20 protein-coding genes are annotated in these 21774 nt (G+C 64.6%); 14 read left to right on the top strand and 6 right to left on the bottom strand.

The window, feature by feature from the left end:
- Positions 1 to 154 precede the first annotated feature (154 nt).
- Complete coding sequence (locus ACOCG7_RS02635) at positions 155 to 547, top strand: VOC family protein (protein ID WP_073432163.1); 393 nt, start codon at positions 155 to 157, stop codon at positions 545 to 547.
- A 364-nt stretch (positions 548 to 911) separates the two neighbouring features.
- Here ACOCG7_RS02635 and ACOCG7_RS02640 read toward each other — a convergent pair whose 3' ends face one another.
- Positions 912 to 2183, bottom strand: coding sequence for an IS256 family transposase (locus ACOCG7_RS02640; protein WP_412534878.1), 1272 nt, complete (start codon positions 2181 to 2183; stop codon positions 912 to 914).
- 311 nt (positions 2184 to 2494) lie between these two features.
- Here ACOCG7_RS02640 and ACOCG7_RS02645 point away from each other — a divergent pair, with 311 nt between their 5' ends.
- The 9 genes from ACOCG7_RS02645 to ACOCG7_RS02685 all read left to right on the top strand — a co-directional run bounded on the left by ACOCG7_RS02645 (position 2495) and on the right by ACOCG7_RS02685 (position 12449).
- On the top strand, positions 2495 to 3118 hold the full coding sequence (locus ACOCG7_RS02645) for a hypothetical protein (protein WP_143326548.1): 624 nt from the start codon (positions 2495 to 2497) through the stop codon (positions 3116 to 3118).
- 278 nt (positions 3119 to 3396) lie between these two features.
- Entirely contained in the window at positions 3397 to 4323 is a 927-nt protein-coding gene (gene ppk2 / locus ACOCG7_RS02650) for a polyphosphate kinase 2 (RefSeq protein ID WP_073430479.1), read from the top strand.
- 169 nt (positions 4324 to 4492) lie between these two features.
- Positions 4493 to 5239: a GntR family transcriptional regulator gene (locus tag ACOCG7_RS02655; protein ID WP_083082782.1), complete on the top strand. Its 747-nt coding sequence runs from the start codon at positions 4493 to 4495 to the stop codon at positions 5237 to 5239.
- A 127-nt stretch (positions 5240 to 5366) separates the two neighbouring features.
- Positions 5367 to 6977, top strand: a complete 1611-nt coding sequence (locus ACOCG7_RS02660; protein WP_083082780.1) for a gamma-glutamyltransferase family protein — start codon at positions 5367 to 5369, stop codon at positions 6975 to 6977.
- A gap of 109 nt (positions 6978 to 7086) precedes the next feature.
- Entirely contained in the window at positions 7087 to 8382 is a 1296-nt protein-coding gene (gene oxlT / locus ACOCG7_RS02665; protein WP_083082779.1) for an oxalate/formate MFS antiporter, read from the top strand.
- Between the two features lie 54 nt (positions 8383 to 8436).
- The gene (locus tag ACOCG7_RS02670; protein ID WP_073430475.1) at positions 8437 to 9213 is read left to right on the top strand and encodes an ABC transporter ATP-binding protein; all 777 of its coding nucleotides are present in this window, start codon (positions 8437 to 8439) and stop codon (positions 9211 to 9213) included.
- Positions 9210 to 10067, top strand: coding sequence for an ABC transporter permease (locus tag ACOCG7_RS02675; RefSeq protein ID WP_073430474.1), 858 nt, complete (start codon positions 9210 to 9212; stop codon positions 10065 to 10067). Before ACOCG7_RS02670 ends, ACOCG7_RS02675 begins: the two co-directional genes overlap by 4 nt.
- A gap of 44 nt (positions 10068 to 10111) precedes the next feature.
- Positions 10112 to 11092 carry an ABC transporter substrate-binding protein gene (locus tag ACOCG7_RS02680; protein WP_073430473.1) on the top strand — a complete coding sequence of 327 codons (981 nt, stop codon included), beginning with the start codon at positions 10112 to 10114 and terminating at the stop codon, positions 11090 to 11092.
- Between the two features lie 19 nt (positions 11093 to 11111).
- Entirely contained in the window at positions 11112 to 12449 is a 1338-nt protein-coding gene (locus ACOCG7_RS02685) for an amidase (protein WP_073430472.1), read from the top strand.
- A 78-nt stretch (positions 12450 to 12527) separates the two neighbouring features.
- Here the strand turns inward: ACOCG7_RS02685 and ACOCG7_RS02690 are convergent, their stop codons facing one another.
- The gene (locus ACOCG7_RS02690; RefSeq protein ID WP_421376715.1) at positions 12528 to 14114 is read right to left on the bottom strand and encodes an inorganic phosphate transporter; all 1587 of its coding nucleotides are present in this window, start codon (positions 14112 to 14114) and stop codon (positions 12528 to 12530) included.
- 106 nt (positions 14115 to 14220) lie between these two features.
- Entirely contained in the window at positions 14221 to 14820 is a 600-nt protein-coding gene (locus ACOCG7_RS02695; protein WP_083082772.1) for a short chain dehydrogenase, read from the bottom strand.
- Positions 14821 to 15027: 207 nt separating this feature from the next.
- On the opposite strand from ACOCG7_RS02695, the gene ACOCG7_RS02700 reads away from it, so the two are divergent.
- Positions 15028 to 15888 carry a CHAD domain-containing protein gene (locus tag ACOCG7_RS02700; protein ID WP_347142849.1) on the top strand — a complete coding sequence of 287 codons (861 nt, stop codon included), beginning with the start codon at positions 15028 to 15030 and terminating at the stop codon, positions 15886 to 15888.
- Positions 15889 to 15999: 111 nt separating this feature from the next.
- On the opposite strand, the gene ACOCG7_RS02705 is transcribed toward ACOCG7_RS02700, so the two are convergent.
- Positions 16000 to 17043 carry a VTT domain-containing protein gene (locus tag ACOCG7_RS02705; protein WP_347142848.1) on the bottom strand — a complete coding sequence of 348 codons (1044 nt, stop codon included), beginning with the start codon at positions 17041 to 17043 and terminating at the stop codon, positions 16000 to 16002.
- Positions 17044 to 17326: 283 nt separating this feature from the next.
- Between ACOCG7_RS02705 and ACOCG7_RS02710 the strand changes: the two genes are divergently transcribed.
- A complete protein-coding gene (locus ACOCG7_RS02710) occupies positions 17327 to 18232 on the top strand; it encodes a DMT family transporter (RefSeq protein WP_421376718.1) in 906 nt (301 codons plus the stop codon).
- A gap of 13 nt (positions 18233 to 18245) precedes the next feature.
- On the opposite strand, the gene folE is transcribed toward ACOCG7_RS02710, so the two are convergent.
- On the bottom strand, positions 18246 to 18884 hold the full coding sequence (gene folE / locus ACOCG7_RS02715) for a GTP cyclohydrolase I FolE (RefSeq protein WP_114164675.1): 639 nt from the start codon (positions 18882 to 18884) through the stop codon (positions 18246 to 18248).
- 144 nt (positions 18885 to 19028) lie between these two features.
- Positions 19029 to 19958, bottom strand: a complete 930-nt coding sequence (locus ACOCG7_RS02720; protein ID WP_073430466.1) for a LysR family transcriptional regulator — start codon at positions 19956 to 19958, stop codon at positions 19029 to 19031.
- Between the two features lie 343 nt (positions 19959 to 20301).
- Between ACOCG7_RS02720 and ACOCG7_RS02725 the strand changes: the two genes are divergently transcribed.
- The gene (locus ACOCG7_RS02725; RefSeq protein WP_073430465.1) at positions 20302 to 20997 is read left to right on the top strand and encodes a 3-oxoacid CoA-transferase subunit A; all 696 of its coding nucleotides are present in this window, start codon (positions 20302 to 20304) and stop codon (positions 20995 to 20997) included.
- A gap of 13 nt (positions 20998 to 21010) precedes the next feature.
- Positions 21011 to 21670 carry a 3-oxoacid CoA-transferase subunit B gene (locus ACOCG7_RS02730; RefSeq protein ID WP_114163916.1) on the top strand — a complete coding sequence of 220 codons (660 nt, stop codon included), beginning with the start codon at positions 21011 to 21013 and terminating at the stop codon, positions 21668 to 21670.
- The last annotated feature ends 104 nt before the right edge of the window (positions 21671 to 21774 follow it).

Raw genomic sequence — 21774 nt, forward strand, 5'->3', positions numbered from 1 at the left:
TGCAGATGCGGGGCGGGGCCAGGGTTTTCAAGTGCGGCGCGAGGCGGCGCGTGCCGGCGTGGCTATGAGACACTTTCCCCAAGGCACACGCCGGACACCCTGCCCGCAGGTCGCAGTCACGAGCCGCGCCGCGAACCCAAGGAGACAAGCCGCCATGAACTCACCTTCGACGCCATCGAGCGCGCCGGCCGAACCACGGATCGAATCGCTCAGCGCGATCACGCTCGCCACCGCCGACATGCCGCGCGCCGTGCTGTTTTATCAGGCGCTCGGCTTTCCGATGAACTACGGTGGGCCGCAGGCGGCGTTTACATCGTTCGCGTTCGGCGGTTCGTATCTGAACCTGATTCTCGACACACGCGCGCCGGTCGCCTGGTGGGGCCGCGTGATCGTCCACGTGTCGGACGTCGACGCGCTCTACCGCAAGGCGCTCGCGGCGGGATTGAAGCCCTCGCTCGAACCCTCCGATGCGTCGTGGGGCGAGCGCTATTTCCACATCACCGATCCTGACGGCCACGAACTCAGCTTCGCGAGACCGCTGCGCTAGCGCTCGGGCACTCGCAATCCGGTGTGCGTGGGGACGAACACCTCTCGTTTGGGTCGGTGCGCATGTCATGGCGCAATTCCATGCACGCTTATCCGGGGCCGAAAGCGCGGTACGGGCGGCGAGCAGGATCACGGCGGGCACAATCAAATCGAGGGGACGCAAATGTTCGGCTGCCTTCACCACTATCAGTTGTCTCGGTTCGGGCAGCGAGTTGCAAAATGGTTTTCTGGCGGGCTTGACTGTCTGGCAAGCGGAAAAGGCGCGTATCGACGGGCTGCGGTTTTGGCACGAAGTCGCACCGGTTGAAGGTTTCCCGTCGAGCGCGAACCTGTCCGCATTTTTGTGTGCGAGGCGATGGGCGGAGTTACCCGCGTGCGTTGGTGAATCGCTCACCAAACAGGATAGCAAACTGGTTCATGGCGGATGACCAGTCGAATGCCGCCCGTACTGATTTTGCCAGCACGTTGCGCAGCGCCAGCCAGAGCAGCTTGATGGCGGCCTCGTCGTTGGGGAAGTGGCCGCGGGTCTTGATGATCTTGCGCAGCTGCATGTTCAGACTCTCAATGGCGTTTGTGGTGTACACGACCCGGCGTATCTCGGGGGGAAACACGAAGAACGGCGTGACGTTCTCCCACGCTCGTCGCCACGACTGCACGATCGTCGGGTACTTCGCTCCCCATGGGCCTTCGGCGAAGGCCTCCAGGGCCTGCAGGGCGGCCGGTTCGCTCGCGGCTGCATAGATCGGACGCAGCGCCGCGGCGACGCTCTTGCGGTCCTTGTAGCTCGCGTACTCCAGACTGTTGCGGATCAGGTGCACGATGCAGGTCTGCACGGTCGTGCGCGGGTACGCCGTGCCGATCGCCCCGGCCAGGCCCTTCAGGCCGTCGACCACCGCGATCAGGATGTCCTGGCAGCCGCGCGTCTTCAGTTCATTGAACACCTTGAGCCAGAACTTCGCGCCCTCGGTCTGTTCGATCCACAGGCCGAGCACGTCGCGCTGGCCATCGGCCTGGATGCCCAGCGCCAGATAGACGGCCTTGTTGCTCACCACGCCGTCGTCGCGGATCTTCACGCGCAGCGCGTCGAAGAACACCACCGGATACATCGCCTCGAGCGGGCGGCTCTGCCAGGCGAGCGTCTCGGCCATCACCTCGTCAGTGACCGAACTGATGAAGTCGGGGGAGACCCCGGTGCCATAGCTCTCGGCCAGGAACGCCTGGATTTCGCGCACGCTCATGCCCCGCGCGTACATCGCGATGATGCGTTCGTCGAAGCCCGTGAAACGGCGCTCGTGTTTGGGAATCAGCAGCGGCTCGAAACTCCCCTCGCGATCGCGCGGCAGATCGACCCTGAGCGGGCCGCGCTCGGTGATCACCGTCTTGCCGCTGGCGCCATTGCGTTCGTTGGTCTGCTCGGAGGGTTTGGGCTGACCGGGCCGGTAGCCCAGATGCATGTTCATCTCGGCGCCCATCGCGCGCTCGATGAGCGCCTTGTTGAACGCGAGCATCAGGTCCTGGACCTCGGCGGGCGTCATCGGCCCCTTGACCAGTTCATCGAGCAGCGCTTCAGGCAGGGCAGGCAGCGGCCCTCGGGCCGCTGCCTGCGAAGCGACGGTGCGTTTCTTCTTCATCGGCATATCCATGACTTTGATCCTTCATGATATGCCTCGCCCACGAAATTACGGATAGGTCCTCGAGCGCCACTGTTTCCCACATTCATCCGCTTGGATTGGTAGGAAATTTTAAGGTGGCAGCGGAGTTGATTACGCTCGAGATGCTGAATGCCGTGGATCCGGCCGGATCAGTCGAATATCACCGGCAGATCCTGCCATATTTGAACAAATACGCGAAAGGGTATGCAATCATTGGGCCATAACTCGCAGCGTGAATCCGGTAGCAGATACGGGAGATGTTGCAGCTGTGACTCAACAGATCAACGGAGGACAAAATGGACATGCCGAAAGACTCATTGCGTACAACAGAGTTGCACCGATTTTGGGGCTTCCGCAAGAAACGAATTAAACGTTTTTTGGAATGCCTTGCTTGCTGCCTTTTGCTTTCGTCCGCCTCGTTGGCTAATGCCAACGGAGACGAACGTGCTGTCTGCCCCGCTGTATCGCCATCCATGGGTGTATTTTCCGCAGAGAAAATATACAAAAACTCGGTCGTTTCGATCGAAAAGAACGATGCAGATCACACGATAAACTTATCGATTTACCGACCGAATTCGAACGACTGCGAAAAGACTGTCTTCGCGAAATACTCTATAGAAGGCGGAGCGCCGAATGTCGACTCCCTGTTTTTCATGAATCTCGATGGCAAGCCAAATATTTTCACCATTGTTCATTGGGATGTAAATTCTCGCGGAATCGGTACATACGGAAAATACTACCAAATATTTGCATATACCTCGGACGAACAAGGCCGACTGATCGAAAATAAGAGGGTGGTCGACAACAGCGCAATGACCGGAATGGATGGCTATCAAGAGGGAGAGCAAACCTTGTTTCCCTATAAGACTGCAGGCGCCGTGAAATCCTTCTTCAAGTGCAATAAGGCAAAGTGCAAGTAATATTTCATTTCTCGAACCGAACCGTAGACCCGTGCTGAATCTGTCACTCGCCACGCGGCGCACCTAGCGCAAAAAGGCCGAGCGGCCGATTCAACGCACCACCAACGCCACCACCAACGCCACCACCAACGCCACCACCAACGCCACCACCAATACGCCACCACCAATACGCCGCCGCGGCGGTAACATGGATGACACTTGGCGCTTCGATAATCGAGCGCGTCCGCGTCGCGCTTGCCGACGCGCGCTTAACCGTTTCCGTTGCCAGGAGAGCCGCAATGAAAGAGCAGGATCCGAGACCTGAAGCCGAGATGCTGGCAGAGCGGCAACGCCGTTTCGAGGAGGACCTCATCGATGCGTACGACGAGGAACTCGAAATGGAGGTCGACGACCGCATCATCGACGGCGCCGAAGGCTTCACGCTCGAGCATCGCGAGGCGCGCAAGATGTATTTCCGCGAACTGTTCCGGCTGCAAGGCGAACTCGTCAAGCTGCAGGACTGGATCGTGCAGACCGGCCATCGCCTCGTCGTGATTTTCGAGGGACGCGACGCGGCCGGCAAGGGCGGCGCGATCAAGCGCATCACGCAACGGCTCAATCCGCGGGTCTGCCGCGTGGCGGCGCTGCCCGCGCCGAACAACCGTGAACGCACGCAATGGTATTTCCAGCGCTATGTTTCGCATCTGCCGGCGGGCGGCGAAATGGTGCTGTTCGATCGTAGCTGGTACAACCGCGCGGGCGTCGAACGCGTGATGAATTTTTGCAGCGAGGAAGAGTACGAAGAGTTTTTCCGCTCGGTGCCCGAATTCGAAAAGATGCTGGCGCGAAGCGGCGTGCAGATTCTCAAATACTGGTTTTCGATCACCGACGAAGAACAGGAACTGCGTTTCCAGAACCGCATTCGCGATCCGCTGAAGCAGTGGAAGCTGAGTCCGATGGATCTGGAAAGCCGGCGCCGCTGGGAAGCGTACACGCTCGCCAAGGAAGTCATGCTGCAGCGTTCGCACATTCCCGAGGCGCCGTGGTGGGTCGTGCAGGCGGTCGACAAGAAGCGCGCGCGCCTGAACTGCATTCATCATCTGCTGAGCCAGGTGCCGTATCACGAGATCGAGCATCCGCGTGTCGAATTGCCCGACCGGGTCTATCACGACGAATACAGCCGCCAGCCGGTGCCGGAGTCGATGATCGTGCCCGAGGTGTATTGAGCGTTGAGCGCGCACGGCTCGCTTGCCGCCGGAAAGGCGCGCGAAGCGGGCGGGGTTGGCCGACAATGCGATGTCGGCCCGCGGCGGCGGATTTAATTTCCGTTGACGGATGTTTTGGGGCTGACCGATAGTCTTGGCCCGAAAGGTCCGTTAATTCCAGGCTCCGTGCGTGAACAACACAACCCGCTCTTCCTCATCGCGCGCTGACCATGTCTATTTCAGCGTGCGCGACGATATCTTCGACATGCGTCTCTTGCCCGGCGACCGGCTGACGGAAGGCAGCATCGCCGAGCGTTTCGGCGTGTCGCGCACACCCGCGCGCGAGGCGCTGCAGCGCCTGCAAAGCGACGGCCTGATGCGCGGCTACGTGCGCGGCGGCTGGGAAGTCGTGCCGATCGATTTCAAGCGTTTCGAAGACCTGTACGAGATGCGCAAGCTGATCGAAACCTTCGCGGTGGGCCGGCTGGTTGCCGCCGACATGTCGTTATCCGGCAGCGTGCAGCAGATGCTCGACCGGCTCGACGCCGTCTGGAACGTGCCCCGCGCCGAGCGTATCCGCGAGGGCTGCGAGATGGTGGCGCTCGACGAAGCCTTCCACCAGGCGCTCGTCATCGCCGCCGACAACTCGGAACTGAGCGCCGCGATGCAGCGCGTGACCGACCGCATCCGCGTGGTGCGGCGGCTCGATCTCGTCTACGGCGACTGCATCGACGACACCTACGACGAGCACATCGCGATTCTCGACGCGATCCGCCATCGCGAGACGGAGCGCAGCGTCGCCTTGATCGGGCGTCATATAGAAGGCAGCCGCGCCGAAGTGCGCAGCCTGACCGCCGAACGCCTGCAACGCGCCCGCACTGCAATGGAGCCGCACGGCGCTCCGTATGCACCACCCAGGTTGCGGCGCACCACCTAGGGTCATCCCTTAGTCATCCCGATTTGCCCCAAAGCCCTATGTAGCGGACGTTTCAGTCCGCGATGCGGATTGGCATGGTTTTCGCATAACTGCACGCCATGTATACAAGCAAACTTCTGCCGGAAATATGTCAGCCGACTATCTGAATTCGACCCGCGGAACCCGCGGCATGGCGGTCGCGCCGCATGCGCTCGCCGCGCAGAGCGCCCTCGCGATCCTGCGCGACGGCGGCAACGCGGTCGAAGCGATGATCGGCGCCGCCGCGACGATCGCGGTTGTCTATCCGCACATGAACAGCATCGGCGGCGACGGTTTCTGGCTGATCGCGCGCCCCGGCGCCGCGCCCGTGGGCATCGAGGCATGCGGCGCGGCGGCGCTCGCCGCCACGATCGATGAATACCGTTCGCGCGGCCTTGCCGCGATTCCGACGCGCGGTCCGCTCGCGGCGAACACCGTGGCCGGCACCGTGTCGGGCTGGCAGCTCGCGCATCGCTGGTCGACGGACATGCTCGGCGGCAAAGTGCCGGTCAAGCGTTTGCTGGAAGACGCGATCCATTACGCGAGGCACGGTGTGCCGGTCACGCGCAGCCAGTCGCAGTGCGTGGCGAGCCGGCTCGACGAATTGCGTCCGGTTGCGGGCTTCGCCGAAACCTTTCTGCACGACGATCGCGCGCCCGCTACCGGCGAGCGTTTCGTTGCGCCGCGCCTCGCCGCCAGCCTGGAGCGTCTCGCCGACGCCGGTCTCGACGACTTTTATCGCGGCGACCTCGCCCGCGGCATCGCGGTCGATCTGCAATCGGCCGGCTCGCTGCTGACGCTCGCGGATCTCGAACGACACGAGGCGCGGCTGCGCACGCCGCTTGCGCTCAAGCACTCGCTCGGCACGATCTACAACATGCCGCCGCCCACGCAAGGACTCGTCTCGCTGCTAATTCTCGGCACGCTCGACCGCGTGTTGACGCAGGACATGGACCCGCTCGGTCCCGAGTTCGTGCATGCCTGCGTGGAGGCGACCAAGCTGGCCTTCGCCGTGCGCGATACCGGGATCACCGATCCCGACCACATGCGCGCGGATCCGCGCGCGCTGCTCGAACCGGCGGCGCTCGACGCAATGGCCGCGCGCATCTCGCCGACGCAGGCCGCGCCGTGGGGCGCGGGGCGTGGGCCGGGCGACACGGTGTGGCTCGGCGTCACCGATAGCGACGGCGTGTCGGTGAGCTTCATCCAGAGCATTTATCACGAGTTCGGCAGCGGCATCGTGCTGCCGGGGTCGGGCATCAACTGGCAGAACCGCGGCTGCAGTTTCTCGCTCGACGAGCGCGCGCTGAATCCGCTGATGCCGCTGCGCCGACCCTTCCATACGCTGAACCCGGCGCTCGCGCGTTTCGACGACGGCCGCACGATGGTGTACGGAAACATGGGCGGCGACGGTCAGCCGCAATCGCAAAGCGCGGTGTTCTCGCGCATCGCCAACTTCGGCTGGAATCCGCAAGCCGCGATCGACGCGCCGCGCTGGCTGCTCGGCCGCACGTGGGGCCAGTCGACCGACACGCTCAAGCTGGAGGCGCGCTTTGCGCCCGGCACCGTGGCGCGGCTCGAAGCGCTCGGTCACGAGGTCGAGACGATGCAGGCTTACGACGAAGCAATGGGCCATGCCGGCGCAATCGTCCGGTATCCCGATGGACTTATCGAAGCGGGCCACGATCCGCGCAGTGACGGGGTTGCCGCGGGCTGGTAAAAGCACGCGCGCTTTTTTTCAATCGAACCGCAGGTCCGGCCTATCGGCACGGAGGACGCCGCACGTTTGCCGTTTTCCGGCAGGCATGCGCTCGGTAACTGGAGTCATCATGACCACACGCTCTCAACCCATGACATCCGCGGACATCGGGAACGTCTCGACCTCCGCCGCGCACAACCGCTGGCTTCAGCTCGGACTCGGTCTCGTCTGCATGATGGCGATTTCGAGCCCGCAATACGTCTGGACGCTGATGACCAAACCGCTCGCCGCGAAACTGGGCGTCGCGCTGCCGGAACTGCAAGTGACGTTCTCGCTGCTGATCATTCTGCAAACTTTCTTCTCGCCGTTCCAGGGCAAGCTGATCGACCGCTTCGGTCCGCGCATGCTGATCTCGATCGGCACCGTGATGTCGGGCCTGAGCTGGGTGCTGGCCGCGCAGGTGCAAAGCGCGCCGATGCTCTATCTGACTTATGGCGTGGTCGGCGGCTTGGGCACCGGCATCGTCTATGTCGGCGTGGTGGGTTTGATGGTGCGCTGGTTCCCGAAGCAGCGCGGCTTCGCGGCGGGCGCGGTGGCGGCCGGCTACGGCATGGGCGCGATCGTCACGACCTTTCCGATCGCCACGTCGCTGCAGGCGCGCGGCATCGACGCCACGTTGTGGATGTTCGGCATTGCGTTCGCGCTGGTCGGCTTGCTGGCCTCGCAAGGATTGCGCGTGCCGCCTTCGCACGATAGCGTCGCCGCGAGCGCGGCCGGTTCCGGCGCATCGGCCGTGGCGAATCTGCGTCCTTCGCAAACGCTCAAGACGCCCGTGTTCTGGCTGATGTTCGCGATGATGACCATGATGTCCACCTCGGGCCTGATGGTCACCTCGCAAATGGCCACCTTCGCCGCCGACTTCGGCGTGACCAAGGTGCTCGTGTTCGGCATGGCGGCGCTGCCGCTCGCGCTGACCATCGACCGCTTCACCAACGGCCTCACGCGGCCGCTGTTCGGCTGGGTGTCCGACAAGGTCGGCCGTGAAAACACGATGTTCTTCGCGTTCGCGCTCGAAGGCGTGGCAATGGCGCTGTGGCTCCTGACCCGCGAAAACGCGGTGCTGTTCGTGCTGCTGTCGGGCGTGGTGTTCTTCGGCTGGGGCGAGATTTTTTCGCTGTTCCCCTCGACGCTGACCGACACCTTCGGCACCCGTCACGCCACCGAGAACTACGGCTGGCTGTACATCTCGCAAGGCATCGGTTCGATCTTCGGCGGCCCGCTGGCGGCGCTGATGCACCAGCACGCCGGAAGCTGGGTGCCGGTGTTCGCCACCGCGATCACGCTCGATATCGTGACCGCGCTGCTCGCGATTGCCGTGCTCAAGCCGATGCGCCGCCGCTTTCTCGCCACGCCGCGCGGTCTTTGACGGAACGGCGGCGGCTTGTGCCGGCGCACCATGAATCGTGATCGAGGAGCAGGCATGTCAGTTCAGCTCGCATTGCGCAACATCCGCAAATCGTTTTCGAACAAACTGGGTTCGGTCGACGTGCTCGGCGGTCTCACGTTCGACATTCACGAGCGTGATTTCGTCAGCATCATCGGGCCGTCGGGCTGCGGCAAGACGACGGTGTTCAATGTGATCGCGGGGCTGCTCGAAGCCGATAGCGGCGACATCGTCTATCGCGGGCAGGCCGTGAATGGATTGCGCGGCAAGGTCGGCTACATGATGCAGCGCGACCTGTTGCTGCCGTGGCGCACGGTGCTGCAAAACGTGCTGATCGGCCCCGAACTGTCGAACATGCCGGCGGCGCAGGCGCATGAAATGGCGATGGAGTATCTCAACACCTATGGCCTCGCCGGCTTCGAGAACGCTTATCCGCGCATGCTGTCGGGCGGCATGCGCCAGCGTGTGGCGCTGATCCGCACGCTGATCAACGATCCCGACATCATCCTGCTCGACGAGCCGTTCTCGGCGCTCGACTATCAAACGCGCCTCTATCTGGAGGGCGTGCTGATGGAAGCGGTCGAGACGTTCCACAAGACCGTGGTGCTGGTCACGCACGATATCGACGAAGCCGTCGCGTTGTCCAAACGCGTCGTGGTGCTCGGCGGACGTCCCTCGCAGGTGAAGAAGATCTACGACATCGACATTGCCGCGCGTTCGCCGATCGGCGCGCGCAGCGATCCGAACTTCGCGGGCTATTTCCATGCGTTGTGCGGCGAGCTGGATATCCAGACCGAGGTGAGGGCAGCATGACGCAATCCGTTTCCATCGATAAAAGCGCAGCGGCGCGGCGCGCGCCGCACACACGCTCGCGGCGGCTCGTGCTCGACAGCGGCTGGGGCCGCTCGTTGCTGCAACTCGCGGCGGTGCTCGCGTTCTTCGCGCTCTGGGAAGGCGCGGCGCGTCTTGGCTGGGTGTCGAACTTCCTGGTCGGCTCGCCGGCGAAAATTCTCGACGCGCTGATACGCGACATCCGCTCTCATCAGTTATTCGTCGATACCGGCTACACGCTCTTCGAAGCCATTCTCGGCTTCGTGTTCGGCACGGCGGTCGGCTCGGTGTGCGGGCTCGCGCTCTGGTATTCGCCGTTCGTCGCGCGGCTGATCGAGCCGTTCATCGTCGCGATCAATAGCGTGCCGAAGATCGCGTTCGCGCCCATCGTGATCTTATGGTTCGGCACCGGTTTGATATCGAAGGTCGCGCTGGCGATTTCGCTCACCGCCATCGTCGCGCTGATCGCGGCCTACGAGGCGGCGAAAGACGCCGATCCCGATCTGCAGGCGCTGCTCGTCACGCTCGGCGCCGACAAGAACGACGTGTTCATGAAGGTGGTGGTGCCGTTCACGCTGCCCTACGTGATCTCCACGTTCCGCATCAACGTCGGCTTCGGCCTGGTCGGCGCGGTGGTGGGCGAATTCATTTCATCGGAGAAAGGGCTCGGGCACATGATCTTCACCGCATCGAGCCTGTACGACCTCAACACGGTATGGGCGGGACTTTTCGTGCTGATGGCGATCGGCTTCGTGCTGTACTTCCTGATCGATCTCGTCGAGCGCAAATTGCTGCCGTGGCGGCAGGCCTCGAATACGAGCACGCTGAAGGTTTAAACGCATTCCCGGCAGTCCAATCACTTCTCTCCCAGGACAGGACGATGGCATTCACCGCAAAAAAAGCGCTCGCCGCGCTGACCACGGCTTTGGCGCTGACCGTTGCATCCGTTTCATTGCCGGCGTTGGCCGCCGACAAGAAAGTCACCATTTCGCAGGCGTTCCAGTCGATGCTCTATCTGCCGCTCTATGTGGCGATCGACGGCGGCTTCTTCACGAAGGAAGGGCTCGACGTCACGAGGCAGACGGCGGGCAGCCCGAGCGCGGCGCTCTCGGCGGTGTTGTCGGGTAGCGCCGATTTCTCGCTGCACGGACCCGAGTGGACGGCGGTCGCCGCGGAGAAGGGCGCCGATGTCGATATCATCGCCAACGTCGTGAACGGCGCGGCGGTATGGATCGCCGCCGCGCCCGACGTCAAATTCGACAGCATCAAGGACGTGAAGGATCAGGTCGTGGTGTCCGGGCAGATGCCGACCACCAGCACGTCGCTGTTCCTGAAGCTGCTGAAGGAAAACGGCATGTCGCAGAGCGACGTCAAGCTGATTCAGGTGCCGCTCGGCTCGGAGATCGGGCCGCTCGTGGCCGGGCAGTCGAAGATCGCGGTGATGTACGAGCCGGGCCTCGACCAGGCGGTCGCGAAGGGCATGAAAGTCGTGCTCGGTTTTCCGAAGCTCTATGGCGAGTACGCGTTCTCGTCGATTTCGGCGAAGCGCGGCGTCGATCCCGATGCGGCCGCACGCTTCGTGAAGGGTCTGCAAAACGCGCTGCGCTACATGCAGAGCAATCCGGCCGAAACCCAGGCGATCGCGCGCAAGGAATTCCCGACGCTCGACCCGGCGGTGGTGGACGCGGCCGTCAAGCGCATGCTGACCGAAGGCGTGTATCCGAAGAGCGTCGACATCACGCCCAAAGCGCTGGCCGTTGCGATGGATACGCAAATCGCGCTCGGCAATCTGAAGCAGCAGCCGAAGTACGATACGTTCATCGTCCACAGTTATATCCAGCCCGCGCTTGCCGCGAAATGAACGGCTTTCCGACGCTCTCATGACGACCTTCAATCAAGCACCGACCATCGGCGAGATCCGCGCGGCGCTCGCCGCGGGTGACGCCACCGTGGCGCAGTACGTTTCGAGCGCTTACGATGCCGCGCAACATTCGCAGGCGGCGTTGCACGCATTCTGTTATCTGCCCGATACGCCGCCGGCCACCCTCGCCGATGCCGCCGCGCCGCTCGCCGGCGTGCCGGTCGCGGTGAAGGATGTCATCGATACCGCCGACATGCCCACCGAATTCAACTCGGCGGCCTACAAGGGGCGGCGCCCCGAGCGGGATGCGTGGATCGTGGCCCGCTTGCGGGCCGCGGGCGCGGCGATTCTCGGCAAGACGGTGACCACCGAGTTCGCGTGGCGTCATCCGGGGCCGACGGTCAATCCGTGGAACGGCGCGTTCACGCCGGGCGGATCGTCGAGCGGTTCGGCGGCGGCGGTCGCGGCCGGGATCGTGCCGCTCGCGCTCGGCACCCAGACGCAGGGCTCGGTGATCCGCCCCGCGGCTTATTGCGGCATCGTCGGTTTCAAGCCCACCTACGGCACGATCGCGCGAACCGGTGTGTTGCCGCTCGCGTGGTCGCTGGATCACGTCGGGCTGTTCGCGCGGCGCGTCGCGGACGTGGCGTATGTGTTGAAACTCGTCGCGGGCGCCGATGCCGCCGATCCGCACGTTTCGCACGTTTCGCATGTTGACGCGGCGGCGCGCGGCGCGGGCACGCGGCGCATCGGCGTGTTGTCGAAGCAGGCCGGCGGCGCGATCGAGCCGGCCCAGCAAGCCGCGCTCGACCGGCTCGCGGCGCAGCTTGCGCGCGACGGCGCGGAGATCGTCACGGTGGAGTTGCCGCAGGAAATCTTCGCGACGCCGGCGCACGCGCTGCAATTGATGGCGGTGGAAGCGGCGATCACGCACGGCGATCTGGTCGATCGCACGCCCGAACTCGTGAGCCCCGCGATGCGCGGTCTGGTCGACGATGGGCGCAAGCTGCCGGCCACCGCCTACGCGACGATCAAGGCGCTGCAGGTGCCGATGGCGCAGCGCTTTCAGGCGTGGCTCACGCAAGCCTGGGCGCTGGACGCGCTGCTGGTTGCGCCCGCCACGGGTGAGCCGCCGCGCGGCCTCGACTATACGGGCGACGCCGCGTTCTGCGCGCCGTGGACGTTTCTGGGCGTGCCGGCCGTGACGGTGCCGGTCGGCTTCGGGCCGGCGGGTCTGCCGCTCGGCGCGCAACTGGTGGGCGCCGCGCACGGCGACGCCGGGTTGCTGGCGCTGGCGGAGTGGGTCGAGGCGCGCACGGGTTGGGAAGCGGCGGTGGTGCAGCGGCGCGGCGCGTGAGCACGCGGACAGCCTGAGCGGATCACGCCGAAGGGCCGTCGATGCGCCGTCGACCTTTCCTGGCACCTTCGTCGAGTCCTAGAACACCGCGCGGAACACCCAGTACAAGCCCGCCGCCAGCGCGATCGAAGCCGGCAGCGTGAGCACCCACGCGAGGACCAGGCTGCGCACGGTGGCCCATTGCAAGCCCGAGCCGTTGGCCGCCATCGTGCCGGCCACGCCCGACGAAAGCACGTGCGTGGTCGACACCGGCAAGCCGTACACGTCGGCCGCGCCGATTGTCAGCATCGCCACGAGTTCCGCCGAGGCCCCCTGACCATAGGTGAGATGCTGCTTGCCGATCTTCTCGCCGACCGTCACGACAATGCGTTTCCAGCCCACCATCGTGCCCAGCCCCAGGGCAATCGCCACCGCCACCTTGACCCATGTCGGAATGAACTTGGTGGCGTGATCGGTTTGCGCCTTGAAGTTGTCGATCACCTGGGCGTCCTCCGGCGCGAAGGGCGGTTGCTTCGCCTTCTCCATCAGACGGATCGCCTCGGAGGCGACATACATGTTGTTGCGCACGTTATCGACGGCGTTTTGCGGCACGGCGGCCATCGATCCCGATGCGCCCACCTGACGGCCGATCACATCGGTCAATTGCTGGAGGGCCGGCAAGGTGGCGGGCGTCAACTGGCGGGTGCGCACATACGTCTCGACATCGGCGCGCGGATCGGCCGACGGCGCGGCGCCCTGCGTGTATTTCGCGAGCGTCGCCGACGTCTGCTGCGCGACCGCGACGAAGGTCTGCGTCTGTGCCGGCGTGACCGCCTTGTTCAGCGCATACGCCGTCGGCACGGTGCCGATCAGGATCAGCATGATGAGGCCCATGCCTTTCTGTCCGTCGTTCGAACCATGCGCGAACGACACGCCCGTGCAGGTCAGAATCAGCAGGCTGCGGATCCAGAACGGCGGCGGCTCCTTGCCCTTCGGCTCGGCGTACAACGCGGGAATGCGCACCGCGGCCTTCAGGATCAGCAGCAGCAAACTGGCCGCGAGAAAGCCGACCAGCGGCGAGAACAGCAGCGACCTGCCGACGCCGAGCGCCTGATTCCAGTCCACGCCGCTCGTGCCGTTGGTGCCGTGCATCAACTGATTCATCAGGCCGACGCCGATGATCGAGCCGATCAGCGTGTGCGAGCTCGACGAGGGCAAGCCGAGGTACCAGGTGCCGAGGTTCCAGATGATGGCGGCGATCAGCAACGCGAACACCATCGAAAAACCGGCGCTGCTGCCCACTTGCAGGATCAGTTCCACGGGCAGCAATTGCAGAATGCCGAACGCGACCGCGCCGCTCGACGTCAGCACGCCGAGGAAATTCCATGCGCCCGACCACACCACCGCGAGGTTCGGCGCGAGCGAGTGCGTGTAGATCACCGTGGCGACCGCGTTGGCGGTGTCATGGAAACCGTTGACGAATTCGAAGCCGAGCGCGATCAGCAGCGCGGTCCCGAGCAGCAGATAAGGTAGAACCGAGCTTTCGCGGACCGGTTGCAAATCGGCCAATAAATGCGTGGCGCAATAGACGGCGCCGACAACAATCACGGCGACGAAAACGGCAAGGCCGAGATGACGGCCCTTGCCGCTTGCAGCGCCCGATTGTGGGTACGAAAGTTCCGGCATGACGTGTGCCCCAGGAGTTGGTCGCGGAACTTCCGATGCTGCGGGGCTTGCGTGTCGAAATGATGACGAGGGCGTGACGCCGGCGACGCCGCCGTTGCATCCGCGCTTACGGCGACGTAGCGGAAATGACCTCGCCCGTCGCGCTGCCGCCCAGGCTGCGTTTGTACGCCTGCGCGACGGTGGCGGCGGGCACGCCTTGCGACGGATCGCGGCCCATCGACTTCAGCGTTTCGGCGACCCACCCCGGACTCACCACGTTCACACGGGCCTTGCCGCGCAATTCCAGCGCCGCCGAACGCGCGAACGCCTCCACGCCGGCATTCACGATGCTGACCGCCGCGCTGCCTTCCATCGGCTGTTGCGCGAGCACGCCGCTCGTCAGCGTGAAGCAGCCGCCTTGCGACACGTGCGCGGCGCCACAACGCACCAGGTTGACCTGGCCCATCAACTTGTTGGCGAGACTGAACGAGAAATCGTCGTCGGCGAGGCTCGCGAGCGGCGCGAACTTCGCCGTGCCCGCCACGCAGATCACCGCGTCGAGCGTACCGGCCCGCCGGTACATCGACTCGATGCTGGCCTTGTCGGACAGATCCACGTGCAGATCGGAGCCCTTGCGGCTCGCGGTGACGATTTCATGTTCCGCCGCGAGGAGCTTCACCAGTTCTCCACCGAGCAGGCCCGTTGCACCGACAATGAGTATGCGCATACATCCTCCTGATGCATCGACGAAGCGCGCCGACGCGTGTGTTCAAGATAGTCTCTCCGGGACGTCGCGCCATCGACGTAAAGAACCTGCCGCGTTCGCGCGTTATGACTATTCAATCGCAGCGCCTTTGCGCGGTGGGAACTAATTTTGCTACGCTTTCTAAAGGCGTATTCGAAGGACCACCGATCGAGCGGGAGAGCCCCAACGATGAATCGGAAAAACGATAAAGAGCCGGCCGACAGCACGCCGGCCGACGAAGAGCCTTCGGCGCAGACCGCGTTCGCGTCGTATGCGGCGCCGCTCGTCGATCATGCGATCGAATACGCCAATGCGGTGCGTGAGGATCCATCACCGGAAGATTTCCACCAGTTGCGGGTTTCGCTGCGGCGTTTGCGCTCGCTATGGTGGGCCTTTCAACCCTTGCTCGAGGAGGGCGAGAACACGCGCCAACGGGCGCTGTACAAGTATCTCGCCACGGCGGCCGGCAAGACCCGCGACTGGGACATCCTGATCGCGCTGCTGGCACAGGAGAGCGGCATCGCGCGCGGCCTGACGCCGACCCTGGAGAACGCGCGTGGCGACGCGCTGGCGACGAGCCGGGAAACGCTCTCGAACGCCGACGTCAAACATCTGCTGCGCGAGGCCCTGAGCAGCGCCACCCGCGAACTGAACACCGCGCACGAGCGCGTGCCGCTCGGCAAATTCGCCAATCAACGCGTGGCCGCCTCCGAGCGGACGCTCAAGAAGCGCATGAAACGCGCGCGGCATGCAAAGCGCTCGAACTACACCGCCTTTCACGATGTCAGGAAGGCGGGCAAGAAACTGCGCTATCTGCTGGAGTTTTTCGGGCCGGTGCTCAAGGGCGGCCGCAAACGCACGGTCAAGCGCCTGAAGCAGATCCAGAAGCGATTCGGGACGCTGAACGATATCGTCGCCAGCGAAATGCTGTTGCGTGACAACGCCGCTTTGCTTGCCGCTTCCGGCGATACGGACGCCGTGCTGCAATGGCTGAAGAAGGAGCGCAAACGCCGCATGCGCTCGGCGGCCGGATTGCTGCGCACACTGTAATGCGTGCGGAGTCGAAGCCGGCACAGATTGATCGAAGCCGCGCCCTCAAGCTATGCGTAAGCCTCGCGAGCGTTCGCATGTTCGCGGGCGCTTGCGACGCGCATCCGCGAATCAGGCGCTCCGGCTGCGCCGTGGCGCGAAGCCGCGCAGCGTGACCGCCTCGCTGGCGTCGCCGCGCGCTCGCCGTGTGCGCTTGCCGGTGCCGGGCTGGCCTTGGGCTTCCAGCGGCTCGATCGGAAAACCGCGCCTTTGCCACGCATCCAGATCGCCCTTCAACGCACGAATCCGCGTATAGCCGTGGCGGCGCATCCGTTGCTTGATCTCGGCGGCGGTCGCGCTGTCCGGGCAAATGCAGTAAATCACGAGGTCATGAGCGAGCAGCGCGCCGTCGAGCTGTTCCGGCGAGCGCGGATCGAATGCAAGCGCGCCGGGAATGCGGCGCTGTGTATCGAGCGCCAGCGCCTCGGGGCGAGCGTCGAGCACCTTGGGCGGCAAGATTGGGCGCGCTCCACCGGACTCCGTGCGCGACGCCGCGGCGGACGCGGCGCGCGCGAGGCGGCGTTCACGGTATCGCTGAATCAAGCGGTAGACCAGATAGATCAGCGCCGCGCCCAGCAGCACGTCGATCACGGTGCCGCCGCGCGCTCTGACGAATGCCAGCAGCATATGCAACTGCTGTTCCGCCGCCGCCCCGCCGAGCAGCCAGAAGGTGGCCCATGCCGCAGCGCCCGCAAGGTCCCACAGCGCGTAGATGCGGGCATCGACGACGGTCGTGCCCATCAGCGGCGGCGTGATGAACGCGAGCCCCGGCACGAACTTCGAGATCGAGACGAGCGGCACGCCGAAGCGCTCGAATAGCGAGCGCGCCTTGGCGAGCTTCACATCGACGGCCGGGGCGAACCGGACGAGCGCGGCGATCAGCCCGCGCCCGTAGATGCGGCCGGCGCTGAACCAGACGCCGTCGCCGATGAGCGCGCCGAGCACGGCGGCGCACAGAATCGGCCAGAACGACAGATGGCCGGCGGCGATCGCCGTGCCGGCGAACAGCAGCATCGGCACTGCGGGGATCGGCACGCCGAGGCGCGTCAACAGCACGTTGAGAAACACGGCCGCGCCGCCCCACGTGGAAACCGCCGTGGACGGAATCTCTATCAATTGAGGCGCTCCCGTTCCGGCGAATGAGCGCACGCGCGGCGGGGGCCTGGGCGGTCGCTGGACGGCAGGTGTTTTGGAGCGGCCGGCTTGCAGACCCTTGAGTTCGCCCGTTCTTCCATTCGTTCGCGTGTCCGCTGAAGTCGTATGCCGCTCAGGATACTCGATGGATCTCGCGCCCGGCCAGCGCGGGGCGTCTCCTGCCGAAGTGCTGCAATTTCGTTCAAGACCCGGCGTCCGCGCGTGCTTAATCTGCGTGCTCGTTCCATCGAAAAAGGACAGCACCATGAATGCGCGTTACGCCGGATACCTGTTTTGCGCGCTGGCCATGCTCGGCGTCGGCAGCACCGTCGTGGTCAGCAAGTCGATCGCGGCCGGATTGCCGCCCTTCAGCGCGACCGCGTTGCGCTTCGCGATCGCGTTCCCGTTGTTCGTGCTGGCGATGCGCTGGCGCGGCGTGCGCTGGCCGCGTCTCGACCGACGCGACACCTTGCTGGTGATCGCCCAGGCGGGCGCGGGCAGCGTCGGCTATACGGTGTTGCTCATCAGCGGGATGAAGCTCGCCTCGGCCGCCGATGCCGGCGTGATTGCCGGCACCTTGCCCGCCGTGTCCGCGCTGGTGGCGATGCTCGCGCTCGGCGAGCGTCCCGCGCCCGCGTTGATCGGCGCGATCGTTCTCGCCACGGCCGGCGTGCTGGTGTGCACCGTGCGGCTCGACGATTTCACCGCGCCGCATGCGGCCCGATCGCTCGCCGGCAACGCGCTCGTGTTCGCGGCGATCGTCTGCGAGGCGCTGTTCATTCTGCTCAATCGCAAACTGCGCACGCCTGTCGCGCCGCTGCCGCTGTCGGCGTTGATGTGCGGCATCGGCTTCGCGGTGTCGATCGTGCCGGCCTGCTTCGAGCAGCCGTGGAACGTGCCCGTCGACGTGAGCGCGCTGGTCGGCGTGCTGTATTACGCGTTGGTGCCGACGGTGGCGGGCTTCGTGCTCTGGTATGCGGGCGCGGCGCGTATCAGCGGCGCGGAAGCCGGACTGATGACCGCGCTGGTGCCGGTGAGCACCGTGGCGCTGGCCGCGCTCGTGCTGGGCGAGGCGGTCAGCGCGGCGCAGTTGACGGGCGTGGCTTGCGTGCTCGGGGCGGTGTTGCTCGCGACGTTCGGGCAGATGCGTACCGTGCGCGGCGCGGCGTAAGGCTTCAGCTTGCTTACGTATTGGCGACCGCCACCACGCCCGGGTTGCCGACGATTGCCAGAAACTCGCGACGCGTCGACGGATCGGTGCGGAACGTGCCGATCATGCGCGAGGTGACCATCGTGACGCCGGCCTTGTGCACGCCGCGCGTGGACATGCATTGATGCGCGGCTTCGAGAATCACGCCGACGCCTGCCGGTTGCAGCACGTCGTTCAGCGTATCGGCGATCTGCACCGTCATCTTTTCCTGGATCTGCAGACGCTTGGCGAACGCATCGACGAGACGCGCCAGCTTCGAGATGCCGACCACCCGATGCACGGGCAGATACGCGACGTGCGCGCGCCCGATGATCGGCACCATGTGATGTTCGCAATAGCTTTCGAAGCGGATGTCTTTCAGCACGATCATTTCGTCGTAGCCGTCCACCTCGGAGAAGGTGCGCGCGAGAATCTCGCGCGGGTCGACCTGGTAGCCCGCGAAGAACTCCTCATAAGCGCGCACCACGCGCCCCGGCGTGTCGAGCAGGCCTTCGCGTTCGGGATCGTCGCCGGCCCAACGCAGCAGCACACGAACCGCTGCTTCGGCTTCCTCGCGGCTTGGGCGGCCCGTGGCGGCCGCGGGTTTGATTTTCTTTGTCTTGCTGCTGGTCATGCGGCGCTCCTCTGGATCGCGCGTCGACGTCATGCGTAGCGCGCGGGTTCGTCGTGTGCGGTCATTGTTCCATGTTTTGCGACGAATCGTGACGATCTCCCCTGTCGCTGTCGGGGCGCTTGGTTTGGCCCTCAGTTTGGCCCTTTACTTCGGCCACTCGTCCAGAGCGTCGTTGAAGAGTTCCGCGACCACGCCGCGCAGCCAGGTCCCGCGCGGATCGTTATGAAACTTGCGATGCCAGTGCTGGCGCAGATCGAAGCGCGGCAACGGCAGCGGCGGCTCGACCAGCGTGATCGACGCATGCTCGGAGACATACGCGAAGCCGATCGCGTGCGGCACCGTCGCAAGCAGATCGGTGCGCGCGAGGATGAACGGCAAGCTCATGAAATGCGGTGTTTCGAGCACCGCGCGGCGCTTGATGCGTTTCTTCGCCAGGAATTGTTCGAGCACTTCCTGGCTGCGTCCTTCGGCGCGCACGACCGCGTGACCCGAGGCCACATATTGAGGCAGCGTGAGCGGCGCGCCGGAAAGCGGATGGCCGGTGCGCATCAGGCAGATGAAGCGGTGTGTGAAGAGCCGTTGCTGGAAAAAGTTATTGCCCGACAGGTCGGGGAAATAACCGACCGCGAGATCGACGTCGCCCGATTCGAGCCCGCGTTCCACTTGCGACGGCGACAGCGAGACCGAGCGCAGATTCGCGTGAGGCGCGCGTGCGGCGAAGAGTTGCAGCAGGCGCGGCAGAAAGACGATTTCGCCGACATCGGAGAGCGCGATCGAAAAGGTGTGCGTGCTGGTGGCGGGGTGGAACTCCTGCACATCGAGCATGCCTTTCTCGATGCGCAGCAGCGCGTCGCGGGCGGCCGGGAGAATGGCGAGCGCGCGCGGCGTGGGCTCCATGCCTTTCGAGGTGCGCACGAATAGCGGGTCGTCGAAGTATTCGCGCAGGCGTCCCAAGGCGGTGCTCACGCGCGGCTGGCTCACGCCGAGTTGCTCGGCGGCGCGGCTGACGTTGCGCGTGTCTTCCATGGCGACCAGGTAGGGGATCAGGTTCAGATCCAGGGCGGTGTCTGACATGCGAATCGGGGCTATTGAATAGGCGAATAGAGGGTAGCCCAACCATGCGCACTTGCGATAGTGGGAACAACACCACCGCAACGCCGAATACGAGAACCTATGATTAAGGGAAAGCCCCCGCCTTGACAACGCGCCCACGGCGCAACCATAATCGCCAGAGCGTTCGCTAAACGAATCGGCGTTCATATAACGAACAAATCGGCAGCGAATAAACCGAAGGCGCGCGCCGTATCTTCAACCGGCGATGCCGCCGCGAGCCCAGGCCGGAGACCGTTGCCGCGAGAAGCGCTGTCCGCGAGGACAGCAAGCCCGACGGCACGCAGCGCCCCAACAGGAATTCGACATGATCAACAAGATTTTCGAGTCACTTCAAGCGGCGGTCGCCGATGTCCACGACGGCGCCACCGTCATGATCGGCGGCTTCGGCACGGCCGGCATGCCGTCGGAGCTGATCGACGCGCTCATCGAGCAAGGCGCGCGCGAACTCACCATCGTCAACAACAACGCGGGCAACGGCGACATCGGCCTCGCGGCGCTGCTCAAGGCGAAGCGCGTGCGCAAGATCATCTGCTCGTTTCCGCGCCAAACCGATTCGTATGTATTCGACGCGCTCTATCGCGCCGGCGAAATCGAACTCGAACTGGTGCCGCAAGGCAATCTCGCGGAGCGCATCCGCGCGGCGGGCGCGGGCATCGGCGGGTTCTTCACGCCCACCGGTTACGGCACGAAGCTCGCCGAAGGCAAGGAAACCCGTTTGATCGACGGCAAGCACTACGTGCTGGAAGCGCCGCTGCATGCGGACTTCGCGTTGATCAAGGCGTATAAGGGCGACCGCTGGGGCAACCTCGTCTATCGCAAGACGGCGCGCAATTTCGGGCCGATCATGGCAAGCGCGGCTAAAACCGCGATCGCGCAGGTGACGGAAGTGGTGCCGCTCGGCGCGCTCGATCCCGAAGCGATCGTCACGCCCGGCATTTTCGTGCAGCGCGTGATCGAAGTGCCGCAAGCGGCGCATCAATCCGCAGCCACCGCCGCCTGACCCGGAGACCGACATGAAAAAACTGACCCGCGATGAAATGGCCAGGCGCGTTGCGCTGGATATCCCCGAAGGCGCCTACGTGAACCTCGGCATCGGCGTGCCGACGCTGGTGGCGAACCACCTCGCCGCCGACAAGGAAATCTTCCTGCACAGCGAAAACGGCTTGCTCGGCATGGGCCCCGCGCCCGCGAAAGGCGAGGAAGACGACGAACTGATCAACGCCGGCAAGCAGCACGTCACGCTGCTCACGGGCGGCGCTTACTTCCACCACGCGGATTCGTTCGCGATGATGCGCGGCGGTCATCTGGACTTCTGCGTGCTCGGTGCGTTCCAGGTCTCCGCGAAGGGCGATCTGGCGAACTGGCATACCGGCGCGCCCGATGCGATTCCGGCTGTCGGCGGCGCGATGGATCTGGCGATCGGCGCGAAGCAGGTCTACGTGATGATGGAACACCTGACCAAGCAGGGCGAAAGCAAGATCGCCGCCGAATGCACGTACCCGGTGACGGGCGTGGGCTGCGTCAACCGCATTTATACCGACCTCGCGATGATCGACGTCACCGCGCAAGGCCTCGTGGTGCGCGAGATTTTCTCGGACATCGACTTCGATGCGCTGCACAAGCTCACCGGCGTGCCGCTGATCGACGGCACGCAGACGGCTCGCGCGGCTTAACCCGCCGCGAGGCGCACAATACGCCGCAACGCAGCGTGCGTTACGCTGTTCGCTGTCTGTACGATAGGAAGCGGCGGGCAGCGTCAGGCGCTTATCGTCAGAAG

Source organism: Paraburkholderia sp. DD10 (assembly GCF_049177125.1).
Classification (GTDB): Bacteria; Pseudomonadota; Gammaproteobacteria; order Burkholderiales; family Burkholderiaceae; genus Paraburkholderia; species Paraburkholderia terricola.